Annotated in this window: 20 protein-coding genes; 8 read left to right on the forward strand and 12 right to left on the reverse strand. The window is 76.0% G+C overall.

All coding sequences use genetic code 11. The annotated features are described in order from the left end of the window. Positions 1 to 10 precede the first annotated feature (10 nt). Entirely contained in the window at positions 11 to 1,231 is a 1,221-nt protein-coding gene (locus tag OO48_RS22580; protein WP_051732518.1) for an RNA-guided endonuclease InsQ/TnpB family protein, read from the forward strand. A gap of 108 nt (positions 1,232 to 1,339) precedes the next feature. On the opposite strand, the gene OO48_RS22585 is transcribed toward OO48_RS22580, so the two are convergent. The 3 genes from OO48_RS22585 to OO48_RS22595 all read right to left on the reverse strand — a co-directional run bounded on the left by OO48_RS22585 (position 1,340) and on the right by OO48_RS22595 (position 7,541). Next, positions 1,340 to 2,665 carry a M1 family metallopeptidase gene (locus tag OO48_RS22585; protein WP_033219169.1) on the reverse strand — a complete coding sequence of 442 codons (1,326 nt, stop codon included), beginning with the start codon at positions 2,663 to 2,665 and terminating at the stop codon, positions 1,340 to 1,342. Between the two features lie 29 nt (positions 2,666 to 2,694). After that, entirely contained in the window at positions 2,695 to 6,516 is a 3,822-nt protein-coding gene (locus OO48_RS22590) for a Pls/PosA family non-ribosomal peptide synthetase (protein ID WP_033219170.1), read from the reverse strand. A gap of 446 nt (positions 6,517 to 6,962) precedes the next feature. Beyond that, positions 6,963 to 7,541, reverse strand: coding sequence for an O-methyltransferase (locus tag OO48_RS22595; RefSeq protein ID WP_033219177.1), 579 nt, complete (start codon positions 7,539 to 7,541; stop codon positions 6,963 to 6,965). Positions 7,542 to 7,677: 136 nt separating this feature from the next. On the opposite strand from OO48_RS22595, the gene OO48_RS22600 reads away from it, so the two are divergent. The 4 genes from OO48_RS22600 (at position 7,678) to OO48_RS22615 (ending at position 13,240) form a co-directional block, all read left to right on the forward strand. Then, entirely contained in the window at positions 7,678 to 8,478 is an 801-nt protein-coding gene (locus OO48_RS22600) for a nucleotidyltransferase domain-containing protein (protein WP_033219179.1), read from the forward strand. A 161-nt stretch (positions 8,479 to 8,639) separates the two neighbouring features. Beyond that, the gene (locus OO48_RS40770; RefSeq protein WP_051732520.1) at positions 8,640 to 10,883 is read left to right on the forward strand and encodes a PP2C family protein-serine/threonine phosphatase; all 2,244 of its coding nucleotides are present in this window, start codon (positions 8,640 to 8,642) and stop codon (positions 10,881 to 10,883) included. Positions 10,884 to 11,004: 121 nt separating this feature from the next. Beyond that, positions 11,005 to 11,787 (forward strand): VOC family protein, encoded by a 783-nt coding sequence (locus OO48_RS22610; RefSeq protein WP_033219183.1) that lies wholly within the window; start codon positions 11,005 to 11,007, stop codon positions 11,785 to 11,787. Positions 11,788 to 12,109: 322 nt separating this feature from the next. After that, positions 12,110 to 13,240, forward strand: coding sequence for an aminotransferase class V-fold PLP-dependent enzyme (locus tag OO48_RS22615; protein WP_245194759.1), 1,131 nt, complete (start codon positions 12,110 to 12,112; stop codon positions 13,238 to 13,240). Positions 13,241 to 13,267: 27 nt separating this feature from the next. On the opposite strand, the gene OO48_RS22620 is transcribed toward OO48_RS22615, so the two are convergent. The 4 genes from OO48_RS22620 to OO48_RS22635 form a co-directional block, all read right to left on the reverse strand. Then, positions 13,268 to 13,678: a DUF3224 domain-containing protein gene (locus OO48_RS22620; RefSeq protein ID WP_033219187.1), complete on the reverse strand. Its 411-nt coding sequence runs from the start codon at positions 13,676 to 13,678 to the stop codon at positions 13,268 to 13,270. Positions 13,679 to 13,735: 57 nt separating this feature from the next. Then, positions 13,736 to 14,395: a signal peptidase I gene (gene lepB, locus OO48_RS35340; protein WP_051732523.1), complete on the reverse strand. Its 660-nt coding sequence runs from the start codon at positions 14,393 to 14,395 to the stop codon at positions 13,736 to 13,738. A 310-nt stretch (positions 14,396 to 14,705) separates the two neighbouring features. Then, complete coding sequence (locus OO48_RS22630) at positions 14,706 to 15,584, reverse strand: dioxygenase family protein (protein ID WP_033219189.1); 879 nt, start codon at positions 15,582 to 15,584, stop codon at positions 14,706 to 14,708. 206 nt (positions 15,585 to 15,790) lie between these two features. After that, the gene (locus OO48_RS22635) at positions 15,791 to 16,651 is read right to left on the reverse strand and encodes a helix-turn-helix domain-containing protein (protein ID WP_033219190.1); all 861 of its coding nucleotides are present in this window, start codon (positions 16,649 to 16,651) and stop codon (positions 15,791 to 15,793) included. Between the two features lie 200 nt (positions 16,652 to 16,851). Between OO48_RS22635 and OO48_RS34530 the strand changes: the two genes are divergently transcribed. Together OO48_RS34530 and OO48_RS22645 are read left to right on the forward strand one after the other, a co-directional pair. Further along, positions 16,852 to 18,135 (forward strand): hypothetical protein, encoded by a 1,284-nt coding sequence (locus OO48_RS34530; protein WP_051732525.1) that lies wholly within the window; start codon positions 16,852 to 16,854, stop codon positions 18,133 to 18,135. A 120-nt stretch (positions 18,136 to 18,255) separates the two neighbouring features. After that, a complete protein-coding gene (locus tag OO48_RS22645; RefSeq protein WP_033219192.1) occupies positions 18,256 to 19,380 on the forward strand; it encodes a glycosyltransferase family 4 protein in 1,125 nt (374 codons plus the stop codon). 25 nt (positions 19,381 to 19,405) lie between these two features. Here the strand turns inward: OO48_RS22645 and OO48_RS22650 are convergent, their stop codons facing one another. From OO48_RS22650 to OO48_RS22660, 3 genes are all read right to left on the reverse strand, one after another. Then, the gene (locus OO48_RS22650; RefSeq protein ID WP_033219195.1) at positions 19,406 to 20,077 is read right to left on the reverse strand and encodes a response regulator; all 672 of its coding nucleotides are present in this window, start codon (positions 20,075 to 20,077) and stop codon (positions 19,406 to 19,408) included. After that, entirely contained in the window at positions 20,071 to 21,324 is a 1,254-nt protein-coding gene (locus OO48_RS22655; RefSeq protein ID WP_033219197.1) for a sensor histidine kinase, read from the reverse strand. Before OO48_RS22655 ends, OO48_RS22650 begins: the two co-directional genes overlap by 7 nt. A 108-nt stretch (positions 21,325 to 21,432) precedes the next feature. Beyond that, positions 21,433 to 22,215, reverse strand: coding sequence for a DeoR/GlpR family DNA-binding transcription regulator (locus OO48_RS22660; protein WP_033219198.1), 783 nt, complete (start codon positions 22,213 to 22,215; stop codon positions 21,433 to 21,435). A gap of 164 nt (positions 22,216 to 22,379) precedes the next feature. On the opposite strand from OO48_RS22660, the gene galK reads away from it, so the two are divergent. Next, a complete protein-coding gene (gene galK / locus OO48_RS22665) occupies positions 22,380 to 23,537 on the forward strand; it encodes a galactokinase (protein ID WP_033219200.1) in 1,158 nt (385 codons plus the stop codon). Between the two features lie 68 nt (positions 23,538 to 23,605). On the opposite strand, the gene galT is transcribed toward galK, so the two are convergent. Further along, positions 23,606 to 24,688, reverse strand: a complete 1,083-nt coding sequence (gene galT / locus OO48_RS22670; RefSeq protein WP_033219202.1) for a galactose-1-phosphate uridylyltransferase — start codon at positions 24,686 to 24,688, stop codon at positions 23,606 to 23,608. Positions 24,689 to 24,829: 141 nt separating this feature from the next. Continuing rightward, complete coding sequence (gene pgm / locus OO48_RS22675) at positions 24,830 to 26,473, reverse strand: phosphoglucomutase (alpha-D-glucose-1,6-bisphosphate-dependent) (RefSeq protein ID WP_033219204.1); 1,644 nt, start codon at positions 26,471 to 26,473, stop codon at positions 24,830 to 24,832. Between the last annotated feature and the right edge of the window lie 3 nt (positions 26,474 to 26,476).

Consider the following 26,476-nt stretch of genomic DNA (forward strand, 5'->3'; position numbering starts at 1 on the left):
CGTGTGAGACATGGCGGCCACCCACGTGAAGCGGGCTTTCAAGTTCCGCTTCTACCCGACCGATGCGCAGGCGGCTGAGCTGTCGCGCACCTTCGGTTGCGTGCGGAAGGTCTACAACATGGCGTTGCGGGCTCGTACCGAGGCGTGGACGCTGCGTCGGGAGCGGGTGAACTACAACGCCACGTCGGCGATGCTGACGGCGTGGAAGAAGACGGAGGAACTGGCGTACCTGTCCGAGGTGTCGTCCGTGCCGTTGCAGCAGTCGCTGCGACACCTGCAGGGGGCGTTCTCCAACTTCTGGCAGAAGCGGGCGAAGTACCCGACCTTCAAGTCGAGGAAGAAGTCCCGCCGCTCCGCCGAGTACACCACCAGCGCGTTCCGCTACCAAGGCGGCCGGCTGACCCTGGCGAAGATGGCGGAGCCGCTGGACATCGTGTGGTCCCGTCCGCTGCCCGAGGGCGCGGCTCCCTCCACGGTGACCGTGTCGCAGGACGCTTCGGGGCGCTGGTTCGTCTCGCTGCTGTGCGAGGACCGGCCGTCGATGCCCGCTCCGGTCAACGCGGCTGTCGGTGTCGACGCCGGGATCACCAGCCTGGTGACGCTCTCCACCGGCGAGAAGGTCGCCAACCCGAAGTTCGAGCGCGCCGACCGCGAGCGCCTGGCCAGGGCCCAGCGGGAGCTGGCCCGCAAGGCCAAGGGCTCCCGCAACCGGGACAAGGCCCGTGTCAAGGTCGCCCGGCTGCACGCCCGCATCGCCGACCGCAGGCGTGACTTCCTCCACAAGCTCACCACTCGACTCGTCCGCGAAAACCAAACGGTCGTGATCGAGGACCTGACGGCCCGCAACGTGCTGGGGAACCACAGTCTCGCCCGGGCGATCTCGGACGCCTCGTGGACCGAGCTGCGGTCCATGCTGGAGTACAAGGCCCAGTGGTACGGCCGCGAGCTGATCACCGTCGACCGGTGGTTCCCCAGCTCCAAGCTGTGCTCGGCCTGCGGGACCATCCGCAACGCGATGCCGCTGAACGTCCGCGCATGGGAGTGCGCCTGCGGTGCGGTCCACGACCGGGACGTGAACGCGGCACGCAACATCCTGGCCGCCGGGCTGGCGGTTGCAGCCTGTGGAGACGGTGTAAGACCTCAACGGAGCACTCCGGGCGGGCAGTCGTCGGTGAAGCAGGAAGAAGTCCCACCGCCGCGCCCACGCGCAGCGGCTCAGCCGCGAGGCTGAGGGGAACCCTCGCCCCCAGGGCGGGGAGGAAGTCAAGTTCCTCGATCCTTCAGGAAGCGACGGACGGCCTCGCGGCCCGTGCCTCCCAGTACACCAGGACCGGACGGCTCACAGCCCGGGAAGCCCCGGCAACGCGCCCCGGTGCAGCCAGGCGTCGAACAGCGGGCCGAGCGGGCGGTCGGTGTAGCGGGCGGCGTGCGCGGCGAAGTCGGCGGTGGTGGCGACGGCGTGCCGGTAGGCGGTGGCCCAGTCGCGCAGCAGCCGGAAGAAGGCGTCGTCGCCGAGGGCGCGGCGCAGCGCGTGCACGGTCAGGCCGCCGCGCTCGTAGACCCGGTCGTCGAACATGTGCCGCTTGCCGGGGTCGCCGATCGCCAGGTCCTGCGGCAGGGCGCGCAGTTGCCGGTGGGCGTCGGCGGCCCGGTGCTGGGCGGTGGGGCCGCCGGTGCGCTCGGACCACAGCCATTCGGCGTACTTGGCCAGGCCCTCGTTGAGCCAGATGTGCCGCCAGTCGGCGACGGTGACGCTGTTGCCGAACCACTGGTGGGCGAGCTCGTGGGCGACCAGCCGCTCCCAGCCGCGCCGCCCGTCGAGGTGGTTGCGCCCGAAGGTGGCCATGCCCTGCGCCTCGACGGGGACGTCCAGGTCCTCGTCGACCACGGCGACGGTGTACTCGGCGAACGGGTACGGGCCGAACAGCTCCTCGAACAGGCGCATCATCTGCGGCTGCCGGGCGAAGTCGTGCTCGAACCGGGCGGTCAGCGGCTGCGGCACCCAGCCGCTCTGCGGGACGGTGCCGGGAGCCCGCTCGGTCAGCGGGACCTGCCGCAGCGGGGCGATCGCCAGCCCGACCAGGTAGCTGGCGGTGGGCGCGGGCTGCTCGTACACCCAGGTGGTGGCGGAGGAGCGGGTGGTGCGGCTGAGCAGGCGGCCGCCGGTGACCACGGCGTACGGGGACGCGGTGGTGACGCTCAGCTGGTAGGCGGCCTTGTCGGCGGGGGTGTCGTTGCAGGGGAACCAGGACGGGGCGCCGACGGGCTGGGAGGCGACCAGCGCGCCGTCGGTGATCTCCTCGAAGCCGAGGCCGCCCCAGGGGCTGCGGACCGGGCGCGGGTTGCCGGACCAGTGCACCTCGCAGGTGAACACCGCCCCGGCGGCGGGGGCCTTGGCGGGCCTGACCCGCAGCCTGCCGTCCCGGTGGGCGTAGTGCGCGGGCTTCCCGTCGACCAGGACCCGGCCGATCCGGAAGTCGGCGAGGTCGAGGGTGAACTCGCGCAGCGGTTCGGGCCCGGCGATGGCGGCGATCCGGGCGGAGGCGGCCAGCCGGTTGGGGCCGGGCCGGTAGTCGAGCGCGATCTCGTACCGGTGGGTGCGGTAGCGCGGGTCCCCGTGCCGGGGGAAGTACGGGTCGGCGGCGGGGGCCTGCTTGGGGCTCACCGGTGGGGTTCCTCCTGGCGCGGGGGCGGTCACTGCGGTTGCCAGGCTTCGATCGGGTTGCCGAGCCAGCGGGTGTCGGCGGGCACCGTCTCGGCGCGCATCACCAGGGAGGCCGGGCCGAGGGTGGCGCGCTCGCCGACGGTGCTGCCGGGCAGCACGATCCCGCCCGGGCCCAGGGTGGCGCCCGCGCGGAGCTCCACAGTATCCAGCCGCATGATCCGGTCGTGGAAGAGGTGGGTCTGCAGCACGCAGCCGCGGTTGACGCTGACGCCGTCGCCGAGGGTGACCAGGTCGGCCTCGGGCAGCCAGTAGCTCTCGCACCACACGCCGCGGCCGATCTTCGCGCCGAGCGCGCGCAGCCACAGGTTCATCAGCGGGGTGCCGGCGGTGCGGCCGACCAGCCAGGGCACGGCGAGGACCTCGGTGAAGGTGTCGGCGAGCTCGTTGCGCCACACGAAGCCGGACCACAGCGGGTGCTCGACCGCCCGGAACCGGCCGACCAGCAGCCACTTGGCGGCGGCGGAGACCAGGCAGGCGGCCAGGCCCGCGCCGAGCAGGACGAGGCCGGACAGCAGCGGCTGGTCGAGGGCGCAGAGCGCGGCGGCGGTGAGCACGGCCAGCGCGGCGGAGGCCAGCACCGGGACGATCCGGGCCAGTTCGGTCAGGCCGCGGGCCCAGCGCAGCCGGGCGGGCGGCTCGTAGGTGAGGGCGAGGTCGCCGGTGTCGGCGGCCCGGGGCAGCTTGACCGGCGGCATGCCCAGGTAGGAGCTGCCGCGCTTGGCCTTCTTCGGCGTCGCGGAGAGCACCCCGACCAGGCCCCGGTCGGGGACGGCCCGGCCGGGCGCGGTCATCCCGGAGTTGCCGAGGAAGGCCCGCTCGCCGATCTCGGCCCGCCCGATCCGCACCCAGCCGCCGCCCAGCTCGTACGGGGCGATCAGGGTGTCGTCGGCCAGGAACGCGCCGTCGCCGACCTTGGTCAGGCTGGGCAGCGCCAGCACGGTGGAGACCTCGGCGCCCTTGCCGACCCGCATGCCCAGCAGCCGCAGCCACACCGGGGTGATCAGTCCGGCGTACAGCGGGAACAGCGTCTCGCGGGCCAGGTCCATCAGCTGGCTGACCGTCCAGGCCTGCCAGCCGACCCGGCCGTGCAGCGGGTGGTAGCCGGTGCGCAGGCCGAGCGAGAGCAGCCGGACGCCGGCCAGCACGAGCGCGGCGTAGGCCAGCCCGTAGGCGAGGGTGGCGGGGACGAGGGCGGTCAGCGCGCCGCGGACGGCTTGGGCGGGGCCGTCGCCGGGGTGGACGAACCGCCCGGCGATCAGCAGCGCGGGCAGTGCGGCGAGCAGCGGCAGCAGGGTGAGCGCGAAGCCGGTGGCGCCGTAGGCGGCGGCCCAGCGGGCGGTGCGCGGCGGGCGCTGCCCGGGCCAGCCGCGTTCGGCCTTGCTGGTCTTGGCGGCGGGCGCCCCGGCCCAGCGCTGGCCGGTGGGCACCGCGCCGGTGACGCCGGAGCCGGGGGCGACCTCGGCCCGCTTGCCGATCTTGGCGCCGGGCAGCAGCGTCGAGCGGGTGCCGACCACGGCCCCGGCGCCGATCCGCAGCGCGCCGATCTCCAGCCGGTCGCCGTCCAGCCAGTGGCCGGACAGGTCGACCTCGTTCTCGACGGCGCAGCCCTTGCCCAGGCGCAGCAGGCCGGTGACCGGCGGCAGGGCGTGCAGGTCGACGTCGGGGGCGACCCGGCAGCCGAGCGCCCGGGCGTAGCGGATCAGCCAGGAGCCGGAGAGCGCGGTGGCGCCGGAGGCTTCGGCGAGCCGTTCGGCGGCCCACAGCCGCAGGTGCACGCCGCCGCCGCGCGGGTACGTGCCGGGGCCGACGCCGCGCAGCAGCAGCCGGGCGCCGCCGGCCGCGACGGCCAGGCGGCCGGGCGCGGAGTACAGCAGCAGCGCGCCGACGGCCAGCAGCCACCAGGGCGCGACGGGCGCCCACGGGTAGTCGCCGAGCAGGTTCAGCACGGTGCCGAGGACGCCGAGGGCGAGCGACCAGCGCAGGCCGGTGAGGGTGGCCAGCGGCAGCGTCAGCAGCAGTTGCCACGCCTGGGCGCGGCGGGGCGTGGGGGCGACGGTGCGGGCCCGGCCCTCGGACTGGGCGGACCTCTCCAGTAGCCGGGCGAGCTTGCGCAGGGTGGGCTGCTGGTAGACGTCGAGGACGGAGGCGGCCGGGTAGCGCTCGCGCAGCAGGGTGGTGAGCTGGGCGGCGGCCAGCGAGCCGCCGCCGATGGCGAAGAAGTCGTCGTCGGCGCCGCGCACCCGGGTGCCGAGGATCCGCGCCCACTGCTCGGCGAGCCAGGCCTCGGTGCCGTACAGCTGCTCGGTGGGCCCGGCGGTCTCCAGTTCGGGCAGCGGCCAGGGCAGCGCGTCCCGGTCGACCTTGCCGGAGGTGCGGGTGGGCAGGTGCTCGACGGTGGCGAGCAGCGGGACGAGCGCGGCGGGCAGTTCGGCGCGCAGCCGGGCGACGGCGGCGTCCCGGTCGAAGCCGTCCTGGGCGACCAGGTAGCCGACCAGCAGCTGGTTGCCGCCGCGGGCGGTGCGGACGGCGGCGGCCGCGCCGGAGACGGCGGGCAGGGCCTGCAGGGCCGCGTCCACCTCGCCGAGCTCGATCCGCCGCCCGCCGAGCTTGATCTGCTCGTCGGCGCGGCCGAGGAAGACCAGGCCCTCGGGTTCGGCGCGCACCAGGTCGCCGGAGCGGTAGGCGCGCTCCCAGCCGAGGGAGGTCAGCGGGGCGTACTTCTCGGCGTCCTTGGCCGGGTCGAGGTAGCGGGCCAGGCCGACGCCGCCGATCACCAGCTGGCCGCTGCCGCCCATCGGGACCACCTCGCCGGCCTCGTCGACGACGGCGAGTTCCCAGCCGTCCAGCGGCAGGCCGATCCGGATCGGGGCCCGCCCGGTCAGCAGGGCGCCGCAGGCGACCACGGTGGCCTCGGTGGGGCCGTAGGTGTTCCACACCTCGCGGCCCTCGGTGACCAGGCGCTCGGCGAGTTCGGGCGGGCAGGCCTCGCCGCCGAAGATCAGCAGCCGGACTTCGTTCAGCGCCTCGGCGGGCCACAGCGCGGCCAGCGTCGGGACGGTGGAGATCACGGTGATCTCCTGCTCGGCCAGCCACGGGCCGAGGTCGGCGCCGGAGCGCACCTGGGCGCGCGGGACGGGGACCAGGCAGGCGCCGTGCCGCCAGGCCAGCCACATCTCCTCGCAGGAGGCGTCGAAGGCCACCGACAGCCCGGCCATCACCCGGTCGCCGGGCCCGATCGGCTCGTCCCGGAGGAACACCGCGGCCTCGGCGTCGACGAACGCGGCGGCGCTGCGGTGGGTGACGGCGACGCCCTTGGGCTTGCCGGTGGAGCCGGAGGTGAAGATGATCCACGCGTCGTGCTCCGGCCCGGGCGCCCGGGCGTCGTGCCCGGACGGCTTGACCCTCTCCAGCCGGTGGTCGGCGCCGATCACGGCGTTCACGTCGGCCTCGCCGAAGACCAGCTCGGCCCGCTCGTCCGGGTCCTCGAAGTCGACCGGCACGTACGCGGCGCCCGCCGCGAGCACCGCCAGGATCGCCACGTACAGCTGGTTGCCGCCGGAGGGCACCCGCACCCCGACCCGGCTCCCCAGCCCGACGCCCGCCCCGGCCAGGTGCCGCCGGACCCGCTCCACCTCGGCGAGCAGTTCCGCGTAGCTGAGCGTCTCGTGCCCGTCGTCCAGCGCCGGCTCCTGCGGGTGCGCGGCGGCGGTGGCCGCCAGCACGTCGACCAGGGTGCGCGGCGCGGGCGCGTCCTGGGCGCGGAACAGCGCGGTGTCGGGGGCGGTCGTCATGGCGGAAACGGTCCTCGTCCTGGGTTCCCCGGCGGTCAACCGAAGGCGTCGAAAGCAAGACAACCTGGGCAAGTTTACCGGTCAGGGCGGGTGGGCGGCCGGAGGCGGCGGCCCGCCGGGGCGCTGCCCGGGGCCCGCGCGGCGGAGCCCTCCGGCCGACGGGCCGTCAGTCGGCCTCGCCGCGCCGCTGGTTGCGGGGTCGGACGGGCACCGCTGGTGACGGTCCGTCAGTTCGCCGACGTGCCACCGGACTCCGGGAGTTCACCCACTGTTCACGCTCCCGCCTTCCCGGAGCGGGCGGCGGGCGACCGGGCAGCGAGGTCCCCTCGACGGCGTCGCCGCCCCGGTGCCGGACGGCCACGTCCAGGTCGGCCACCCGGATCCCCTGCCGGGCGGCCGTCCGCCGGTCGCACGCCCCCCCGACGGCCCACGGGCCCCGCGGGGTCCTACGGGCGGCGGGTGGCCAGCAGCAGGCCGGTGGAGCAGTCCAGGTGGGTGGCGTGCAGCCGGGGGTCGGTGGTCAGGCGCTCGACCAGGGCGGTGACGGACGCGGCGTGGTCCGCGGGCCAGGTCGGCTGCGGCAGCAGGTCGTCGACCAGGTACAGGCCGCCCGGGGCCAGCAGTTCCAGCGCCTGGTCGAGGTGGTGGAACTTGCCCGGCCAGGTGTCCGCGAAGACCAGGTCGAAGCCGCCGGGCTCCAGCGAGTCGATCAGCTCCGCCCCGTCCCCCACCACCAGCTCCAGCCGCGGGTCCGCGCCCAGGTGCTCGGCGGCGACGGCGGCGACCGCCGCGTCCAGCTCCACGCTCACCAGGGTGGCTCCCGCGTCCATGCCGCTCAGCAGCCAGCTCGTCCCGACGCCGGCGCCCGTCCCCAGCTCCAGGATCCGCCCGCCGGGCCGGGCCGCCGCGAGCGTCCGCAGCAGCCGCCCGGTCGTCCGGTCGCACGACATCCCGAAGCCGAGCGCCGCGCACCCCTCGGTGATCGCGGCCAGCACGGCGGGGTGGGAGTCGGTCGTGAGCGTCATGGCGCGTCCTCCGTCGGTGACAGTCCGTCAGTGAGCGCGACACGCTAGCGACGCCCGGGGCGCCGCACCGCGAATTCCACCCCGTGGACGGCCGGGGCGCGGGAATTCCGGCCCGGCGGCGCTCCATACTGGCCGGATGGACGCAGAGACCGACCCGTTCCGTGCCGTTCCCGCCGAGGTGCGGCCCTACCTGACGGAGCTCGTGCGGCGCACGCGCGCGGTGTGCGGCTCCCGGCTGACCGGGGTGGTCGCGGTCGGTTCCCTCGCGCTCGGCGACTACCGGCACGGCCGCAGCGACATCGACGTCACGGTCCTCGTGGAGGACCCGCTTCCCGCCGCGGCCCTGCGGGAGCTGGCCGACGCCCTCGACCACCGGCGGCTGCCCTGCCCGGCGGCGGGGCTGGAGTTGGTCGTCTACCCGGCGGGCTTCGCCCGCGTTCCGTCCGGGGAGGCCGGCTACCTGCTGGACCTCAACACCGGCGCCCAGCTGCCGGGCCGAACCGCCTTCGACCCGGCCGGGGCGCCGTCGTTCTGGTACGTCATCGACCGCTCCGTGGCCCACCAGGACGGGATCGCGCTGTACGGGCCGCCCGCGCCGGAGGTGATCGCGGCGCCCCGGCCGGCGGACCTGTACCCCGCCATCCGGGCCTCGGTGCGCGAGCACGACGACGGTGCGGGGCACCTCGCCGACAACCGGGTCCTCAACGGCTGCCGCTCCGCGGTCTACTGCGGCACCGGGCGCTGGCTCGCCAAGCGCGACGCGGCCGGGCGGGTCGCCGCCGCGCAGGAGGGCTTCCGCCCGCTGATCGAGGCCGCGGTCCGCAGCTTCGAACGTCCCCGCGCCGCCGCGCTGCCGCTGCCCGGCCCGCAGGTCCGGGCGTTCCTCACCTGGGTGCGGTCCCGCGTCGACGAGGGCGCCGCAGCGATCGGCGTCTGACGGGGCGGTGCCGCGGCGGACGGCCGGGTGCCCCGGAACCGCCCCCGCACCGGATTGAATGGCACATAAGCGACAAATATGACGTATGTGACCTTTTTCCCTTCTGGTCGCTCCGGGTCTCTGCGAGCCTTGCTCCCATCCGATCTGCCGAAGGAGACCCCGTGACCGGCACCCCCCGGCGCGCCGTCCGTCTGCTGCTCATGGCCGCGGCCGCGCTGTGCGTGCTGCTGCCGCTGCTGCGCGGGGCCACGGCCGCGGGGGCGGTGGCGGAGTTCGGAACGGGGCGGGAGGAGGCGGTGGCCGCGCAGCTGGCCACCGCGCTGGCGATGCTGACGGCGTTCCTGGCCGCGGGGCGGGCGGCGGACGCGTGGGGCTGGCCCCGGGTGCTGCGGTGGACGCTGGGGATGATGGCGGCCGGCGGCGCGGTCACGGTCACGGCCGGGCACTCCTGGACGTACCTGGCCGGACGGACCGTGGAGGACGCCGGCTCCGCCGGGGTGCTGATCGCCGCGCTGGCGTCCGTCCCGGTGCTGAACCTGCCCGGGCGGATCACCCGGGTGGTGGGCGGGGCCGTCGCGGGCGTCGCCACGGCCTTCGTGCTGGGCGCGAACCTCGCGGTGCGGATCGACTCGGTGGCCGGCTGGCGGCTCGGCGAGTCGGTGGTCCCGGTGGCCGCCGCGCTGCTGCTGCTCGTTTCGCTGCGCCTGCTGCCGCGCGGCCGGCTGCCCGGTCCCGCGGTCCGCGCGGTGCCGGTGTGCGGGCCGGGCGTCGCGGCGGCGGTGCTGCTGGCCGTCACGGGCCTGGAGCTGGGCCCGGTGCGCGGCTGGTCGGACCCGCTGGTGGGGGCGCTGCTGTGCGCCGCCGCGGTGCTGTTCGCGGCGTGCCGGGCCCGGAGCGTGCTGCTCGCCCGGCGGGACCCGGGCCCGCCGCCGGTGCCGGGGGTGCCCGCCCGGGCCGCGGGCGGGGCGGTGGCGGCGGGCGCCACGCTGGGGTTCACCCAGCTCGCGCTGGTCTCGGCCGTCCCGGTGGTGCTGCTGCAGCGCGGGGTGACGCTGGCGCACGTGACACTGGCGATGTCGGGCTACGGGCTGGGCATGCTGGCGGCCGGGCTGGTGGCCAGGCAGTGGCGGCCGACCCCGCTGACGGGTTCCTCGCTGGGCCTGCCGCTGGCCGCGGTCGGCCTGGCCTCGCTGCACTTCCTGCCCGCCGACGCCGGGCACGCGGCGCTGGTGGCGGGCGCGGTGGCCGCGCTGGTCGGTTTCGGCCTGGTGGTCGCGCAGATCCCCTACCTGGCCGGGTTCCTGGCGGCGCTGCCCAGGCAGCGCCGGGCGGCGGCGTCGGCGCTGTACCCGGTGGCGATCCTGCTCGGCGGGGTGCTGGCGCAGGCGGTGCCGGGCAGCGCGGAACTGCTCACCGGCGAGGGCGACGGCACGCACGCGCTGGGCACCGTGCTGTGGGTGGCCTGCGGCGTGGTCGCGCTGGTGGCGACGGGGCTGGGCCGCCCGGTGGTGGCGCTGGCGGTGGCGGCGGCGGCCGGGCTCCAGCACCTGCTGCTGGTCGTGCTGGCGGGCGAGCGGGCCGCGGACCGCCCGGGGGCGGCGGTGGCGGCGCTGGCGGTGGGCGCGGCGATGGGGCTGGTGGCCTGGAGCCGCCGCCAGCAGTCGGAGCGGCTGGCCCGCGTCCGGGCCAGCGAGATCGCCCTCCAGCAGGCGGTGCTGCACCCGGTCCCGGCGCGGCTGGGCGAGCTGCGGCTGACCGGCCACTACCAGCCGGCGACGGCGGGCACCGGGGTCGGCGGCGACTTCTTCGAGGCGGTGCGCACCCCGCACGGCACCCGGCTGCTGATCGGCGACGTCCGCGGCAAGGGGCTGCAGGCCGTGCACACCGTCACCGACCTGCTGGGGTGCTTCCGCTCGCAGGCGCACGAGACCGCCGACCTGGGCGAGCTGGCGGCCCGCCTCGACCGGCAGCTGACCCGGCTGGCGGCGGCCCGCGGCGACGAGGAGCTGTTCGCGACGGCGCTGCTGCTCCAGCACCGGGACGGCGTCGACCAGGTCGAGGTGGTCAACTGCGGGCACCTGGCCCCGCTGCGGGTCGGCCCGGACGGGGTGCGCGCCACCCCCGTCCCGGCCCTCCTCCCGCTCGGCCTGGGCGCGCTCGGCCCGGGGCCGGGCCCCGTCCCGACCCCGCTGGCCCTGCCGGGCGGCTCGGCGCTGCTGCTGCACACGGACGGACTGAGCGAGGCCCGCAACTCCTCCGGCGAGTTCTACCCGCTGGGCGAGCGGCTGTCGGTGCTGCGGGCGGCCGACCCGGCCCGACTGGTCGACGGGCTGGCCGAGGACGTCCGCGACTGGACGCACCAGCTCTCCGACGACATCGCGCTGATCGCGCTCACCCGGGCGTAGGGCCCGGGCGCAGGGCCCCGGTCCGCCCGGACCGCCGCGTCCCGGTGGCGGATTCGGGGCCGCGCCGGGAGGGTGGCTGGCGGGGGACGCACCGGATGACCCGAACCGGAAAGAGCCAGAGATGCCCGAAGTCACCACCCCGTACGCGACCGGCACCCCGTGCTGGGTCGACCTGATGGCGAAGGACCAGCAGGCCGCGCTGGACTTCTACCGCGACCTGCTCGGCTGGCAGGGCAAGCCCGGCCCGGCCGAGTTCGGCGGGTACGCGGTCTGCGAGCTGGACGGCCGGGCCGTCGCCGGGATCGGCCCGGCGATGTCGCCCGAGGGGATGCCGGAGCCGCCGACCGTCTGGACCACCTACCTGGCCAGCACCGACGCGCGGGCCACCCAGGACGCGATCGTCGCGGCGGGCGGCACGCTGCTCGTCCCGACCGTGGACGTCGGGAACCTGGGCCGGATGCTGGTCGCCGCGGACCCGCAGGGCGCGGTGTTCGGCGTGTGGCAGCCCGGCGAGTTCTTCGGCGCGCGGGTGGCCAACGAGGCCGGCGCGCTGGTCTGGAACGAGCTGCACACCAGCGACGTGCCGGCCGCCACCGCGTTCTACGGCGAGGCGTTCGGCATCGAGGTCGAGCCGCTGGACGGCGCCGACTCGTACTGGGAACTGCGGGTCGGCGGACGCGCGGTCGGCGGCGTCACGCTGCTGGCCAACGACCCGCCCGGCACCCCGCCGCACTGGCTGACGTACTTCGCCGTGGACGACGTGGACTCCACCGTCGACGCCCTGGTCAGGCGGGACGGGACGGTGCTCGCCCCGCCGTTCGACATGATGGCCGGCCGGATGACCGTGGTCGCCGACCCGCAGGGCGCGCCGTTCGCGCTGATCAGGCCGCAGCCGTCGGCCTGATCAGCGCCGCACCCGCCGCACCGCCGCCCGTCCCGGGGTTCCGTACCGGGGCGGGCGGCTCGGCGGTCCGGGGCGGGACCGGACCGCAGGGCGGGGCCGGGGCCGGGTAGCGGGGGCCGGGTGCCGGGGGCCGGGACCGCCTGGGGCCGCCCGGGGCCGCCGGTCGGGGCGGGGGCCGGTTGTGTCAGGATCCTCGCAGGTCAACGGGCGGTGTCGTGCCCGGCCGGATCGGAGAGAAGTCGTGGGCAGCCTCGTCGCACCCGAGCCCCTGCGGTTGCGGGACGGGCGTCCCGCCGTGGCCGGGTGGTCGTTGGATCCGGGGATGCGGCACCTGAACCACGGGTCGTTCGGGGCGGTGCCGGTGGTGGCGCAGCGGGAGCAGCAGCGGTTGCGGGAGGAGATGGACGCCTCGCCGGTGGTGTGGTTCCCGGGGTTGCCGCGGCGGGTGGCGGCGGCGCGGGCGGCGGTGGCCGACTTCCTGCGGGTGCCGGCCGGGTTCACGGCGCTGGTGCCGAACGCGAGCGCCGGGGCGAGCGTCGTGTACGGGAGCCTGCCGCACCGGGACGGCGGGGAGGTGCTGGTGACCGACCACGGGTACGGGGCGGTGACCATGGGGGCGGAGCGGCTGGCCCGGCGCTGGGGCGGGTCGGTGCGCACGGTGCACGTGCCGCTGGGGGCGGGGCCCGGGGAGGCCGCGGCGGCGGTGACGGGCGCGGTGACCGGGCGGACGGCGCTGATCGTGCTGGACCGGATCACCTCGGCGACGGCCCGCTACCTGCCGGTGGACCTGGTCGGCGCGTTCGCCCGGGAGCGGGGCGTCCCGCTGCTGGTCGACGCCGCGCACGTGCCGGGGCTGGACGAGGACCCGCTGGCGGGGGCGGACTGCGACGCCTGGGTGGGCAACCTGCACAAGTTCGGCTGCGCGCCGCGCGGCACCGCCGCGCTCGTCGCCCGGGGCGAACTCCGGCACGCGCTGCACCCGTTGATCGACTCCTGGGGCGCCCGGGAGCCGTTCCCCGAGCGCTTCGACACCCAGGGCACGCTGGACGTCACCGGCTACCTGGCGGCGCCGACCGCGCTCGACTTCGTGGCCGGGCAGTGGGGTTGGTCCGAGGCCCGCCGCTACATGGGCGAGCTCGCCGACTACGCCGAGGAGTTGATCGGCGCGGCGATCACCGCCGCCACCGGCGAGCCGGCCGCGGCGGACGTCGGCATGCCGGTGAACGCGCTGCGCCTGGTGAAGCTGCCGGCCGGGCTGGGCCGCACCCGGCTGGAGGCGGACGCGCTGCGCGACCGGATGGCCGCCGGGTTCGGCGTCGAGGCGGCGTTCACCAGCTTCGGCGGGACGGGGTACTTCCGGCTGTCGACGCACGTGTACAACACGGCCGAGGACTACGAGTACTTCGCGGAGCGGTGCGTGCCGGTGCTGTGCGCGTGGGCGCGCGGGCGCTGACCGCGCGGCGCCCGCGGCGGGGCGCTCCTACCCGGCGGGCAGCGTGTAGTCGAGGTGGATGCGGTGGGTGCCGTCCGCGTCGACGACGATGCCGCCGGTGCCGGTGATGCCGGCGAGGGCGGCGGTGCCGCTGCCGGGGACGATGACGAAGTACTCGCCCTGTCGGTCGGCGCCGAGCGTGGTCGCGGAGTGCGCGAAGTTGAAGGTGCCCCCGGCGCCGCGGAGGGTGCCGGTGAAGGACTCCATGGCGAGGTAGGTGCCGACCCCGGCGGCCTGGTCGTAGGCGGCGGTGAACAGGGTGTCCGCCCGGCCCTCGACCTCGCCGTGGAACTCCTTGCGCATGGTGGCCACGCCGACGCCCGCGGCGGTCTTGATGCCGCTCTCCGGGACGGGCGCGGGGGTGAACCCGTGGACGGTGAAGGTGCCTGATGCTCGCATGGGCGCGATGCTAGACGGTGGCACCGACAGGCCGTCAGCGGCGGGCCGGGGCGGGGGTCAGGGCGTCCGCTCCAGCACCCGGTCCGGGTACGCGGGGGTCTGCGGCGGGGCGGTGCGCCGGCGGCGGCGGGCGAGCAGCGAGAGCACCAGGGCGGCCGGGAGGAACGGCAGGCAGGCCACGAAGAGGACGCCGATGACGGTCAGGGCGACGGTGTCGCCCCGGGCGCTGCCGGTCACCGAGTCGAGCGGGAAGCTGCCGCGCATCCGGGAGTCCATCGAGTTGACGCGGTGGTCGCCCATCACGAACATCTGCCCGGCGGGGACGGTCACGTCGAAGCAGCGGAAGCCGTTGGGCTCGCCGTCCTGCAGGTAGGGCTCGTCGAGCGGGACGCCGTTCAACTGGACGGGCTGGTCGCCGCACTGGGAGACGTGGTCGCCGCCGAGGGCGATCACCCGCTGGAAGTGGGGCACCGGCTTCGAGCCGGATTCGTCCGGCGCGGAGAAGAGCACCACGTCACCGCGCCGGACGTCCCGGGGGTCGACGCCGTAGGCGGTGATCCGCTCGCCGGCGCGGTAGGTGGGCGTCATGCTGCCGCCCGACAGCACGAACGACCGCGGTTCCAGGGTCAGTCCGTAGCCGAAGGCGGCGACCGGGAACAGCACTCCGACGATCAGGGCGGCCAGCGCGGCCTTGCCGAACCCGCTCCACCGCTTCATGCCGTACCCGCTCCCCGGGCGCCGCGCACTGCCGTCGCCCCGCCGTCGTCCCGTGGTCGCGCCGTTCGCGGGGGACCGACGGGAGTGTAGCGGGGCGCGGCGGCCGGGGACGCGGGGGGGAGGCGGGTCCGGGGGACGCCATGACGGCCCGGGCACCCCGCGCTCGGGCCGTCATGGCGCTCGGCCGGCACGGCCCCGGTCTCCCGGTTTTCCCCTCCCGGGGAGCGGGCCGTGCCGCCGCTTCGGTTGGCTGTCGCCGCTGACCGTCCGCGTGGGGGTGGGGCCGGTCAGCGACGGGACCTGGTGCGGGTCAGCGGCGCTGCCAGAGGGCCGGCACGTTCGGCGGCTCCCAGCCGGCGTACGCGACGTGCCCCTGGATGCAGACGTAGGTGACCCCGTTGTACGTGACCACGTCGCCGGCCCTGTAGTTGGCGCCGACCGTCCAGGTGGTGGAGCCGCCGCCCGTGTTGCTCGGGCTGGGGCTCGGCGAACCCGGGTTCGAGCTGCTCGGGCTGGGGCTGGGCGAGCCGGTGCCGTTGACGTTGAGCACGAAGTCGAAGCTGGCCTCGCGCCCGTTGCCGACCTGGCGGACCGTCATCAGCAGGTCCGGGTCGTAGATGGTGTCGGTGGCGTTGCGCGGCTCGTTCGGGAAGTACAGCTGGGTGGTGAGGATCGGCTGGTTGGGGGCCTGCACCTTGACGTGGATGTGCCGGGTGCGGCCCGGGTAGAGGCCCGGGACGATCGTGGTCAGCGTGTACGCGCCGTTGGCGGCGCTGAACTGGTGGCCGCGGAAGGTGTATCCGGAGTTGTCGTAGTTGCCGTTGGTGTCGGCCTGCCAGAAGTCCAGCAGGGCGCCGGCGATCGGTAGGCAGTTGCGGCCGAAGACGAAGCCGCTGACCGTCAGCGGCGTCCCGGGGGTGCCGCTGGTCACCAGGTTGGTGCGCAGCGGGGAGCCCGGCTTGAAGTAGGGGCCCTCGATCTGCTCCTCGGTGAGGTGCCCGTCGGTGCACTCGGGGGTGAGCGGTGCCGGGGTGTCGGCGGCGGCGGCTTCGCGGGCCAGCGCGACTCCGGTGCCGACCAGGACGGGAGCGGCACCGGCCAGGGCGGCCGCCTTGAGCAGGCTCTTGCGGCTGATCTTGCGATCGGCCAGCTCGCCCAGGCCGTCCAGCGGGTTGCGGGGGGTGGACATGGCTCTCCGTTCGACTGCTTCGGTGGTCGCCGCACGCCCGGATTCCCTTGGATGGGACATGACACCTGGAGAGGCCGGGTCTCCCGGCACGGCGGCGCTGTGGGGTGCCTCAGACGCTAGGCCCTGCCCGGCCGGGCCGTCGATGGACGGGGACCGCGGGACGTGGTGCATTCCTCAGCCGTCGCCACGCGCCGCTCGCCCGGGCGTCAGCCGGCCTTCTCGCGGAACTCGCCCGGCGTGCGCCCCACTTCGCGTCGGAAGAAGCGGCAGAAGTAGGCCGGGTCGGAGAAACCGGCCGCCGCCGAGACCTGACGGACCGTCATGTCCGTGGTGGTCAGCAGGTGCTTGGCCTCCAGGGTCTGCTGCTCGCGGATCAGGCGGGCCGGGGTGCGGCCGGTGGCCTCCTTCACCACCTCGTGCAAGTAGCCTGCGGAGACGCCGAGTTCGCGGGCCAGCGCGAGCACCGAGCGGTCGGTGCGTTCGGTTTCGCCGATCAGCCGGATGAACCTGGCGGCCAGCGGGTGCCCGGCCGTCCGGGGCGCGGCGGCCGGGCCGCGGCCCCGGGCCACCCGCAGCGCCCGCACCAGCAGGACGTGCAGCAGGGCCTGCAGCACGCCGAGGCCGCCGTCCAGACCGGCCTCGTGCTCCGAGGTCAACTCCCGCAGCGTCCGGGCCATTTCGCGGTGCTCCTGGTGGTCCGGCCGGATCGCCGGGCCGGCCGCCAGGGCCCGGACCAGGGCCAGGTCCTCCGGGTGCCGGTGCAGGAAGTCCTCGTTGAACAGCAGCACCCAGCCGTCGAGTTGGCGGGCCCCGCTCCAGCGGTGCACCTGGCCGGGCAGCACCGCGTACAGCGTGGGCGGCTGGATCCGGTGCTCGACCAGGTCGATGACGTGGGTGCCGCTGCCCGCCGCGACGTAGACCAGCTCGTAGAACGAGTGCCGGTGCGGGAAATCCGCCCGGGAGAGCGGGCCGACGGCGTCGAAACTGCCCGCCGCGAACGGCAGCAGCCCCGGGTCGGGCACGTCCAGGTCGTGCAGTTCCAGGCCGGTGGCCGGTCGGAGCTTCATCGCGCCAGTGTGCGCAAACGGCCCGCCGGACGTCCAGTGGTCCAGACCAAGTGGCACGTACCGGCAAGTGGGCCGGGAGCCGGGAGAGTTGCGGCGTCCTGCGGTGGGGACCGGCGGAGGGCGGGGGTAGGGGAAAGTCGACCACCGGGTGTCCACCTGGACGTCATGACCGGGCCCGGCCGCCGTACTGGAATGGACGGGTGATCGACCATCTGATCCGACCCGGCCGCCGGGTCCGGGAACGGCGCCCGTGGTGGTGCGCGGGCTGGTTGGGCTGCGCGGGCTGGGCGGCCCTGTTCCCGCTGCTCTCGCCGCTCGGGCCGCACCGCGCCTGGGGCGCCCTCGCCGCCGTCGGGTACCTGCTGGCCGCCGCCGTGGCGCTGCTGCCCGGCGGCGGACCGGCGGGCGGGCCGGCGCGGTCCGCGTGGACGGCGCTCGGCGGGGCCGTGCTGCTCCCGCTGGCCTGGCTGGTCGGCACCGGGGCCGGGCAGAGCGAGGTGACCGTCCTGGCCCGGGCCGGCGACCTGCTGCTGGCCCACGGCTCGCCGTACCTGGACGCCCCGGCGGGCCCCGCCGAGGTCACCCCCTACCTGCCGGGGATGGCCGTGTTCGGGCTGCCGCACGCGCTGCTGCGCCAGGGCGGGCCGGTGACCGACCCCCGGGTCTGGTGCGCGGCCGCCTTCCTGGCCGCCGGGTGGGCCGCGTGGCGCGCCCTGCCCGCACGGGCCGGGGTGCGGCGGGCGGCGCGGCGGGCGGCGCGGCGGGTGCCGGCCGTGGCCGGGCGGGGCGGGGCGCCGCTGCCCGGGCGGGTCGCCGACGCCGTACCCGGCGGGCCCCGGAGGACGGGCGGGGCCGCGGTGGTGGCCCTGGTGGCGTCACCGCCGATGGCGCTGGGGCTGGCGGCCAGCGGGATCGACCTTCCGCTGACCGGGCTGCTCTGCCTGGCGCTGGCGCTCGGGGCGTCCCGCCGGGCGACCGGGGCGGGCCTGGCGCTGGCCGCCTCGGGCGCGCTCAAGTGGACGGCCTGGCCCGCCGTCGCGGTGGTGGTGGCGCTGCTCGCGGCGACCGCCGGGCGGCGGGCGGCGCTGCGCTGCGGCGTGGTCGCGGTGGGCGGGACGGTGGCGTCGGTGCTGCCGTGGCTGTTGGTCGCGCCGGGGCCGCTGCTGCGGCAGGTCTTCGCGTTCCCGCTCGGCCGGGGCCCGTGGCCCACCCCGGCGGCGAGTCCGCTGCCGGGCCGGCTCCTGGCGGACCTGGGCCCGGCCGGGTGGGGCGCGGCGGTCGGGCTGCTGCTGCTCGGCGGGGCGGCGGTGGCGGTCTCCCTGCTGCTGCGCCCGCCCCGGTGCGCGGTCGCGGCGGCGGACCGGCTGGCGGCCGGACTGGCGCTGGCGTTCCTGCTCGCCCCTGCCGGGCGTTTCGGCTACCTGGCGCTGCCGCTGTTCCTGTCCGCCTTCGTCCGCCTCGCGGTCCGGCGCCGCTCCGGCTGAACCGGCCACTCCCCTCCCCCCTCCCTCGTCTCCCCCGTCCGGTGCGCGGCCGTGCTGCCGCGCGCCCTCCCACAGCCTTGCCCGGAACCGGGCTCGGCCCCGTCGAAGGAACGCAGACCCATGGGCGCCACGCTGATCGTGACCAATGACTTCCCGCCCCGGCAGGGCGGCATCGAGACCTTCGTGCACGCGATGGCGGTCCGGCTGGCCGGGTCGGGCGTGGTGGTGCTGACCTCGGCGGAGCCGGGGGCGGAGGCGTTCGACGCGGGGCTGCCGTTCCCGGTGGTGCGGGAGCCGGTGCGGACGCTGCTGCCGACCGCGCGGGCCGCCCGGCGGGCGGCGGAGCTGATGGCCGAGCACGGCTGCGACCGGGTGTGGTTCGGGGCGGCCGCGCCGCTCGCGGCGATGGCCCCGGCGCTGCGGCGGGCCGGGGCGGGGCGGCTGGTGGCGACCACGCACGGGCACGAAGTGTGGTGGGCCCGGGCGCCGTTGGCGCGCCGGCTGCTGCGCCGGGTCGGCGCGCACTGTGACGCCGTCACCCATCTCGGCGAGTTCACCCGCCGTCGGATCGCCCCCGCGCTGGGGCCGGGGGCGGTGACGGCCCGGCTGGTGCCGGGGGTGGACCCTGCGGTGTTCCGGCCTTCGGCGGCGGACCGGCGGGCGGTGCGCGAGCGGTACGGGCTGGGGTCGCGTCCGGTGGTGCTCTGCGTGGCCCGGTTGGTGCCGCGCAAGGGGCAGGACGCGCTGCTGCGGGCGCTGCCGCTGATCCGCCGCCAAGTGCCGGACGCCGTCCTGCTGCTGGTCGGTTCGGGGCCGGACGAGCGGCGGTTGCGGCGGCTGGCCCGGCGCTGCCCGCCGGGGTCGGTGGTGTTCGCGGGCGGGCACGGGCACGCGGACACGGCGCGGTTCTACGCGGCGGCGGACGTGTTCGCGATGCCGTGCCGGACGCGCCGGCTGGGCCTGGAGGCGGAGGGGCTGGGCATCGTCTTCCTGGAGGCGTCGGCGAGCGGCCTGCCGGTGGTCGCCGGGCGTTCGGGCGGCGCGCCCGACGCCGTCCTGGCGGGCCGGACCGGGACGGTGGTCGACGGGCGGCAGGTCGCCGAGGTCGCCGAGGCGGTCGTCGAGTTCCTCCGGGACCCCTTCCGGGCGGTGGAGTTCGGGCGGGCCGGGCGGGAGTGGGTGGCCCGGGAGTGGTCCTGGGACGCCTCGGCCCGCCGGCTGTCCGAACTGCTGGCCGGCGGTTGAGGAGCCGCCGGGTCGTGACGGGGCGTCAGGGCGCCTGCCCGGCGAGGTGGTCGCGGTAGGCGAGCACCGCGAGCACCCGGCGGTTGCCCTCCGCCGGGTCCAGGTCGAGCTTCATGAAGATGTTCCCGGCGTGCTTGACCACGGACGCCTCGGTGACGGTCAGCCGCTGGGCGATGGCCTGGTTGTTCCAGCCTTCCGCCATCAGTCCGAGGACCTCCCGTTCGCGCGGGGTGAGGCGGCGCAGCGGGTCGTCGGCGGTGTGCTGGGCGAGCAGGATGCGCACCACCTCGGGGTCGATGACGGTCTGCCCGGCGGCGACGCGGCGCAGCGCGTCGAGGAAGTCGCCGACCTCCAGCACCCGGTCCTTGAGCAGGTAGCCGAGGCCGCCGTGGTCGGCGGAGCCCGCGCCGAGCAGCCGGGTGGCGTAGGCGGTGGCGACGTACTGGGAGAGCACCAGGACCGGCAGGCCGGGGTGGCGTTCGCGCAACTCCAGTGCGGCGCGCAGTCCTTCGTCGCGGTGGCCGGGCGGCATCCGGACGTCGGTGATGACGGCGTCGGGGCGTTCGGCGTCGACGGCGCGGACCAGGGCGGTGGCGTCGCCGACGGCGGACAGCACGCGGTGGCCGACGCGTTCGAGGAGTTCGACCAGGCCGGCCCGGAGCAGGACGGCGTCCTCGGCGATCACGATCCTCAGCACGGGACCTCCAGGTCGAGTCGGGTGGGCCCGCCGGGCGGGCTGGTCACGGTGAGCCGTCCGTCCAGGACGGCGATCCGGTCGGCGAGCCCCTGCAGGCCGGCTCCGGCACCGGGGTCGGCGCCGCCTCGGCCGTTGTCGGTGACGCACAGCCGCAGCGTGCCCGCGTCGAGGGTGCCGTGGACGGTGATCTCGTCGGCGCCGCTGTGCTTGGCGGCGTTGGTGAGGGCCTCGGTGACGGTGAAGTACGCGGCGCTCTCCACCGCCCCGGGCAGTCGCGGCAGGGGCAGTTCGACCCGCACCGGGACGGGGTGGCGGGCGGCCAGCTCGGCGACGGCGGAGGGCAGTCCGTGGTCGGTGAGGACCTGCGGGTGGATGCCGCGGACCAGGGTGCGCAGCTGTTCCAGGGCGAGTTTGGCCTCGCCGCGGGCGCGGGTGACGAGTGCGGCGGCGGGGGTGTCGTGGTCGCGCAGTTCGAGTTCGGCCAGGCCCAACGTCATGCCGAGGGCGACGAGTTGCTGTTGCGCGCCGTCGTGCAGGTCGCGTTCGATCCGGCGGCGCTCGGCCTCGAAGGCGTCCGCCAGCCGGGCCCGGGAACGGGTCAGTTCGATCACCCGGGTGCCCAGGTCGGTGTCCCGCAGGCCCAACAGCTGTTGGGCGAGCCGTACTTGGGCTCCGGCCAGCAGGGCACCGCTGTACGCCAGGACGACCAGGCCGAGCAGGCCGGCGGCGCTCGCCGCGAAGCCGTCCAGCGGGCCGGAGACGGGGCGGCCGGGCCACAGCATCACCGTGTCCGGGCTGACCGCGAGGATGAACACCGGGGCGGAGAGCAGCAGCAGGCAGAACGCCAGCGCGGCGGCGAACAGCAGCCCGGCGGCGGCCAGGACGGTGGACTGGACGAGCGCGTAGGCGAGTTCGCGCCGGCTCGCCCGCTCCCGCAGCCGCCCGCGCAGCCCGCGGGCGGCGCTGCGGTGCGGGTCGGGCAGCCGCTCCGGTTCGACCAGCCGCAGCCGCCACCGCTCGACCGCCCCGACGGGCACCCCGAGCAGCGCCGTCCACCCGAGCACCAGCACCCCGACGCCGAGCACCGACAGCCCGACCCCCACCAGCAGCCCGACCGCCAGCGCGGCCAGCACCAGCGCCCCCTGCACCGCGCCCGTCACCAGCAGCGCCCACGCCCGCCACGGCCACCACGACACCAGGAACCGCACCGGCCGCCGCCGCACCGCCGCCCACACCGCGACACCCATCCGTCCGCTCCCCTCCGCACCCCGCCGCACCCCCGACCCTATAACCGGTGGCAGGGTCGGGCGTCGGTCCCCTGCGGGTGGTCGGGGCCGGTCGGACGATCGGGCCGGTCAGACGATCAGCAGGTCGCCGCAGGACTCGGCGAGGACGGCGCGGGCCTCGGCGGGAAGGGCCCGGTCGGTGATGAAGCAGTCGAGGTCGGTGAGCGCGGCGAAGCTGCTGAGGCCGACGACGCCCCACTTGGTGTGGTCGGCGACGGCGACGGTGCGGTGGGCGGAGGCGATCAGGGCGCGGTTGGTCTGGGCCTCGGCGAGGTTGGGGGTGGTGAGGCCGGCCCGTTCGCTGACGCCGTGGGCGCCGATGACCAGCAGGTCGACGTGGAGGGAGCGGATGGCCTGGTCGGCGAGCGGGCCGACCAGCGCGGCGGAGCGGGTGGGGGCGCCGCCGGTGAGGAGGAGGGCGGGGCCGTTCTCGCCGCGGGCGCGGACGAGTTCGGCGACCGGGAGGGAGTTGGTGACCACGGTGAGGCCGGGGACGTCGAGCAGCCGGGCGGCGACGGCGTAGGCGGTGGTGCCGGCCGAGACGGCGACCACGCTGCCGGGCTGGACCTGGGCGGCGGCGGCCTCGGCCAGGGCGGCCTTGGTCTCGGGCGCCAGGGTCGACTTGGCCTCGAAGGCGGGTTCGTCGGCGGCGGCGGCGCGGGCGACCGCACCGCCGTACACCTTGCGGACGGAGCCCGCGCGGGCCAGGGCGTCCAGGTCGCGGCGGATCGTCATGTCGGAGACGCCCAGCTGCTCGACCAGTTCGGCCACCTTGACGGCCCCGTCGCGGCGAACCAGGTCGAGGATCAGGGCCCTGCGCTGGTCGGCGAGCAGTCCGCCGTCGGTCGTCACGGTGTCCTCCGGGGTGGGGCTGGGCGGGGAGCGATCAGCATAGTTCGCGGGGGTGCCGGATCAAGCCTGTTCGACTGTGGTGCAGTGTGTTTGAATGTGTTGAATATACCGCCTGATCGTCCGTGAACACCCGTGAACCCCGTGAACGTCCGTTGGAGCGCCCGATGACCACCGATGCCGCCACCGATGCCGCAGCTTCCTTCGCCTCCGCCTTCGGCGACTCCCCCGACGGCGTGTGGGCCGCTCCCGGCCGGATCAACCTGATCGGCGAGCACACCGACTACAACGAGGGCTACGTGCTGCCCGCCGCGCTCCCGCACGCCACCCGGGTCGCGGCCCGCCGCCGCGAGGACGGCCGGGTGCGGCTGTTCAGCGCGCAGGGCGACGGCTCGGTGGCCGAGTTCGCGCTCGCCGGCCTGGCGCCGGGCTCGGTGCCGGGCTGGGCGGCGTACCCGGCGGGCGTGTTCTGGGCGCTGGCCGAGGCCGGGCACCCGGTGGGCGGCGCCGACCTGGCGTTCGCCTCCGACGTGCCGACCGGGGCGGGCCTGTCCTCGTCCGCCGCGCTGGAGTGCGCCACCGCGATCGCCCTGGACGAGCTGTACGGCCTCGGCCTGGACGCCCCGGCCCGGGCGCTGCTCGCCCAGCGCGCCGAGAACGCCTACGTCGGGGTGCCGTGCGGCGCGCTCGACCAGATGGCGTCGAGCTGCTGCGTCGCGGGCCACGCCTACTTCCTCGACACCCGCACCCTCGCCGGCCGCCAGGTGCCGCTGGACCTGCCCGCCGTCGGCCTGTCCCTGCTGGTGATCGACACCCGGGTCAAGCACGACCTGGGCGACGGCGCGTACGCGGGCCTGCGGGCGGGCTGCGAGCGGGCGGCCGGGCTGCTCGGGGTGCGGGCGCTGCGCGACGTCGGCGCGGACGAGCTGGCCGCGGCGGAGGAGAAGCTGCCGGCCGAGCTGCGCCCGCTGCTGCGGCACGTGGTCACCGAGGACCAGCGCGTGCTGGACGTGATCGCGCTGCTCGACGCGGGCGACCCGCGGGCGCTCGGCCCCGTCCTGACCGCCGGGCACGCCTCGCTGCGCGACGACTACCGGGTCTCCTGCCCGGAGACCGACCTGGCGGTGGCCGCCGCGAACGGGGCGGGCGCGCTGGGCGCCCGGATGATGGGCGGCGGGTTCGGCGGCTCGGTGCTCGCGCTGGTCGACACCGACCGGCTGGCGGACGTGGAGCGGGCCGTGCGCGGGGCGTTCGCCGCGGCCGGGTTCGGCGCGCCGCAGACGTTCCCGGCGGTGCCCTCGCAGGGGGCGCACCGGGTGGTGTGAGGCACGCGACGGAGAACCCGCCCGGGAAGGCTTCCCGGGCGGGTTCTCCGTCCGTCTGTCCGCGGGGGTCACAGCTCGCGCAGGGTGCGGGCGGCGGTCTCGGGGCGGACGTCGTTCATGAAGGCGCCCATGCCGGACTCGGTGCCGGCCAGGTACTTGAGCTTGTCGGCGGTCCGGCGCAGCGTGAACAGCTCCAGGTGCAGGGCGAGTTCGGTGGCGGCGGGCCGGGGGGTCTGGTGCCAGGCGGCGATGTACGGGGCGGGCTCCGGGAAGAGCCGGTCGAAGCGGCGCAGCAGGTCGAGGTAGACGCGCGGGAACTCCGCGCGGGCGGCCTCGTCCAGCGCGGTCAGGTCGGCGGCCCGGCGGTTCGGGTAGAGGTGCACCTCGTACGGCCAGCGGGCGGCGAACGGGACGAAGGCCGTCCAGTGCTCGCCCGCCAGCACCACCCGGGAGTCCGGCTCGCCGGCGGTGGCGCGCTCGGCGGCCAGCACGTCGTCGTACAGGTTGCGGCCGGTCGCGGCGAGGTGGGCGGCGGCCCGCTCCAGGGCGAGGGCGGTGCGCGGGGTGGTGAACGGGAAGGCGTAGATCTGGCCGTGCGGGTGGCCCAGGGTCACGCCGATGTCCGCGCCGCGGTTCTCGAAGCAGTACACCTGCCGGACGCCGGGGCGCCCGTACAGCTCGGCGGTGCGGTCGGTCCAGGCGTCCAGCACCAGGCGGGCCCGCTGCTCGGTCAGGTCGCCGAACGAGGCCGCGTGGTCGGAGGTGAAGCAGACCACCTCGCAGCGCCCGGTGCCGGGCGTCAGCGCGTACGGGCCGTCCGACCGGGGGACGACGTGCGCGGCGGAGGAGTCGGCGAGCGAGGGGAAGCGGTTCTCGAACACCGCGACCTGGTAGTCCGCGGCCGGGATCTCGCTGAGCCGCCCCTCCCGGGACGGGCAGAGCGGGCACTCGTCGGCCGGCGGGTGGTAGGTGCGCCCCTGGCGGTGCGCGGCGATGGTGACCGCGTCGCCGCTGAACGGGTCGACCCGGACCTCGGAGACGCTCGCGGCGGGCTCCAGCGGCCGCGCGTCGACCGCGTCGCGGACGGTGGCTTCGGCGTCGTAGTAGATCAGTTCGCGGCCGTCGGCCAGTTCGGTCACCGTCTTGTGCACGGCGGCACTCTCCTCGTGGTTCGTGGCGCGGCTCGGGGCAGGGGTGGCGAGCCGATACATCGAACATCTTCGAACAGAGTGCACCACAATGCAACACCCCTCCGGTCGGTGGACCGGAGGGGTGTCGTGGACGGGTCGGGATCACGCCTTGGCGAGGACCTCGGTGACCAGGTCACGGGCCTCGGACTGGACCTGGGCGAGGTGGTCCTCGCCGCGGAAGCTCTCGGCGTAGATCTTGTAGACGTCCTCGGTGCCGGAGGGGCGGGCGGCGAACCAGGCGTTCTCGGTGGTGACCTTGAGGCCGCCGATCGCGGCGCCGTTGCCGGGGGCGTGGGTGAGGACGGCGGTGATGGACTCGCCCGCGAGGGTGTCGGCGGTGACCCGGTCCGCGTCGAGAGCGGCCAGGGCGGCCTTCTGGGCGCGGTCGGCGGGGGCGTCGACCCGGGCGTAGACGGGGTCGCCGTGGCGGGCGACGAGTTCGCGGTAGTGGGCGGAGGGGGTGTCGCCGGTGACGGCGGTGATCTCGGAGGCGAGCAGGGCCAGCAGGATGCCGTCCTTGTCGGTGGTCCACGGGGAGCCGTCGCGGCGCAGGAAGGACGCGCCGGCGGACTCCTCGCCGCCGAAGGCGACCGTGCCGTTCAGCAGCCCGTCGACGAACCACTTGAAGCCGACCGGGACTTCGAGCAGCTCGCGGCCGAGCCCGGCCGTCACCCGGTCGATCATCGAGGAGGACACCAGCGTCTTGCCGACGGCCGCCGCGGCAGGCCAGCCCTCGCGGTGGCGGTACAGGTAGTCGATGGCGACGGCCAGGTAGTGGTTGGGGTTCATCAGGCCGCCGTCGGGGGTGACGATGCCGTGCCGGTCGGCGTCGGCGTCGTTCCCGGTGGCCAGCGCGTACGCGTCGCGCTTGTCGATCAGCGAGGCCATCGCGTACGGGGAGGAGCAGTCCATCCGGATCTTGCCGTCCCAGTCGAGCGTCATGAAGCGCCAGGTGGGGTCGGTGAGCGGGTTGACCACGGTCAGGTCGAGCCGGTGGGTCTCGGCGATCCGGCCCCAGTAGGCGACCGAGGCGCCGCCGAGCGGGTCGGCGCCGATCCGCAGGCCGGCGTCGCGGACGGCGTCCAGGTTCACCGCGGCGGGCAGGTCGTCGACGTAGGCGCCGAGGAAGTCGTAGCGGCCGGTGGTGTCGGCGGCCAGCGCCCGGGCGTACGGGACGCGGCGCACGCCCTCCAGGCCGGCGGCGAGCAGGGCGTTGGCGCGGCGCTCGATCCAGCCGGTGGCGGTGGAGTCGGCGGGGCCGCCGTGCGGCGGGTTGTACTTGAAGCCGCCGTCGGCGGGCGGGTTGTGCGAGGGCGTCACCACGATGCCGTCGGCGAGCGCGGCGGGGCGGGTGCGGTTGTGGGTGAGGACGGCGTGCGAGACGGCCGGGGTCGGCGTGTAGCCGTCGGCGGTGTCGAGCAGCACGGTGACGCCGTTGGCGGCGAGCACCTCCAGGGTGGTGGCCCGGGCGGGTTCGGACAGCGCGTGGGTGTCGATGCCGAGGAACAGCGGCCCGGTGGTGCCCTGTTCGGCCCGGTAGTCGCAGATCGCCTGCGCGGTGGCGGCGATGTGGTCCTCGTTGAAGGCGGTGCGCAGCGCCGAGCCCCGGTGCCCGGAGGTGCCGAACGCGACCCGCTGGGCGACGTCCTCCGGGTCCGGGTGCAACGCGTAGTAGTCCGTCACCAGGCGGGCGACGTCGATCAGGTCCTGCGGCTGCGCCGGCTGGCCGGCCCGTGCGTGCACCATCGT

Source organism: Kitasatospora phosalacinea, assembly GCF_000716545.1.
GTDB classification, from domain to species: Bacteria; Actinomycetota; Actinomycetes; order Streptomycetales; family Streptomycetaceae; genus Kitasatospora; species Kitasatospora phosalacinea.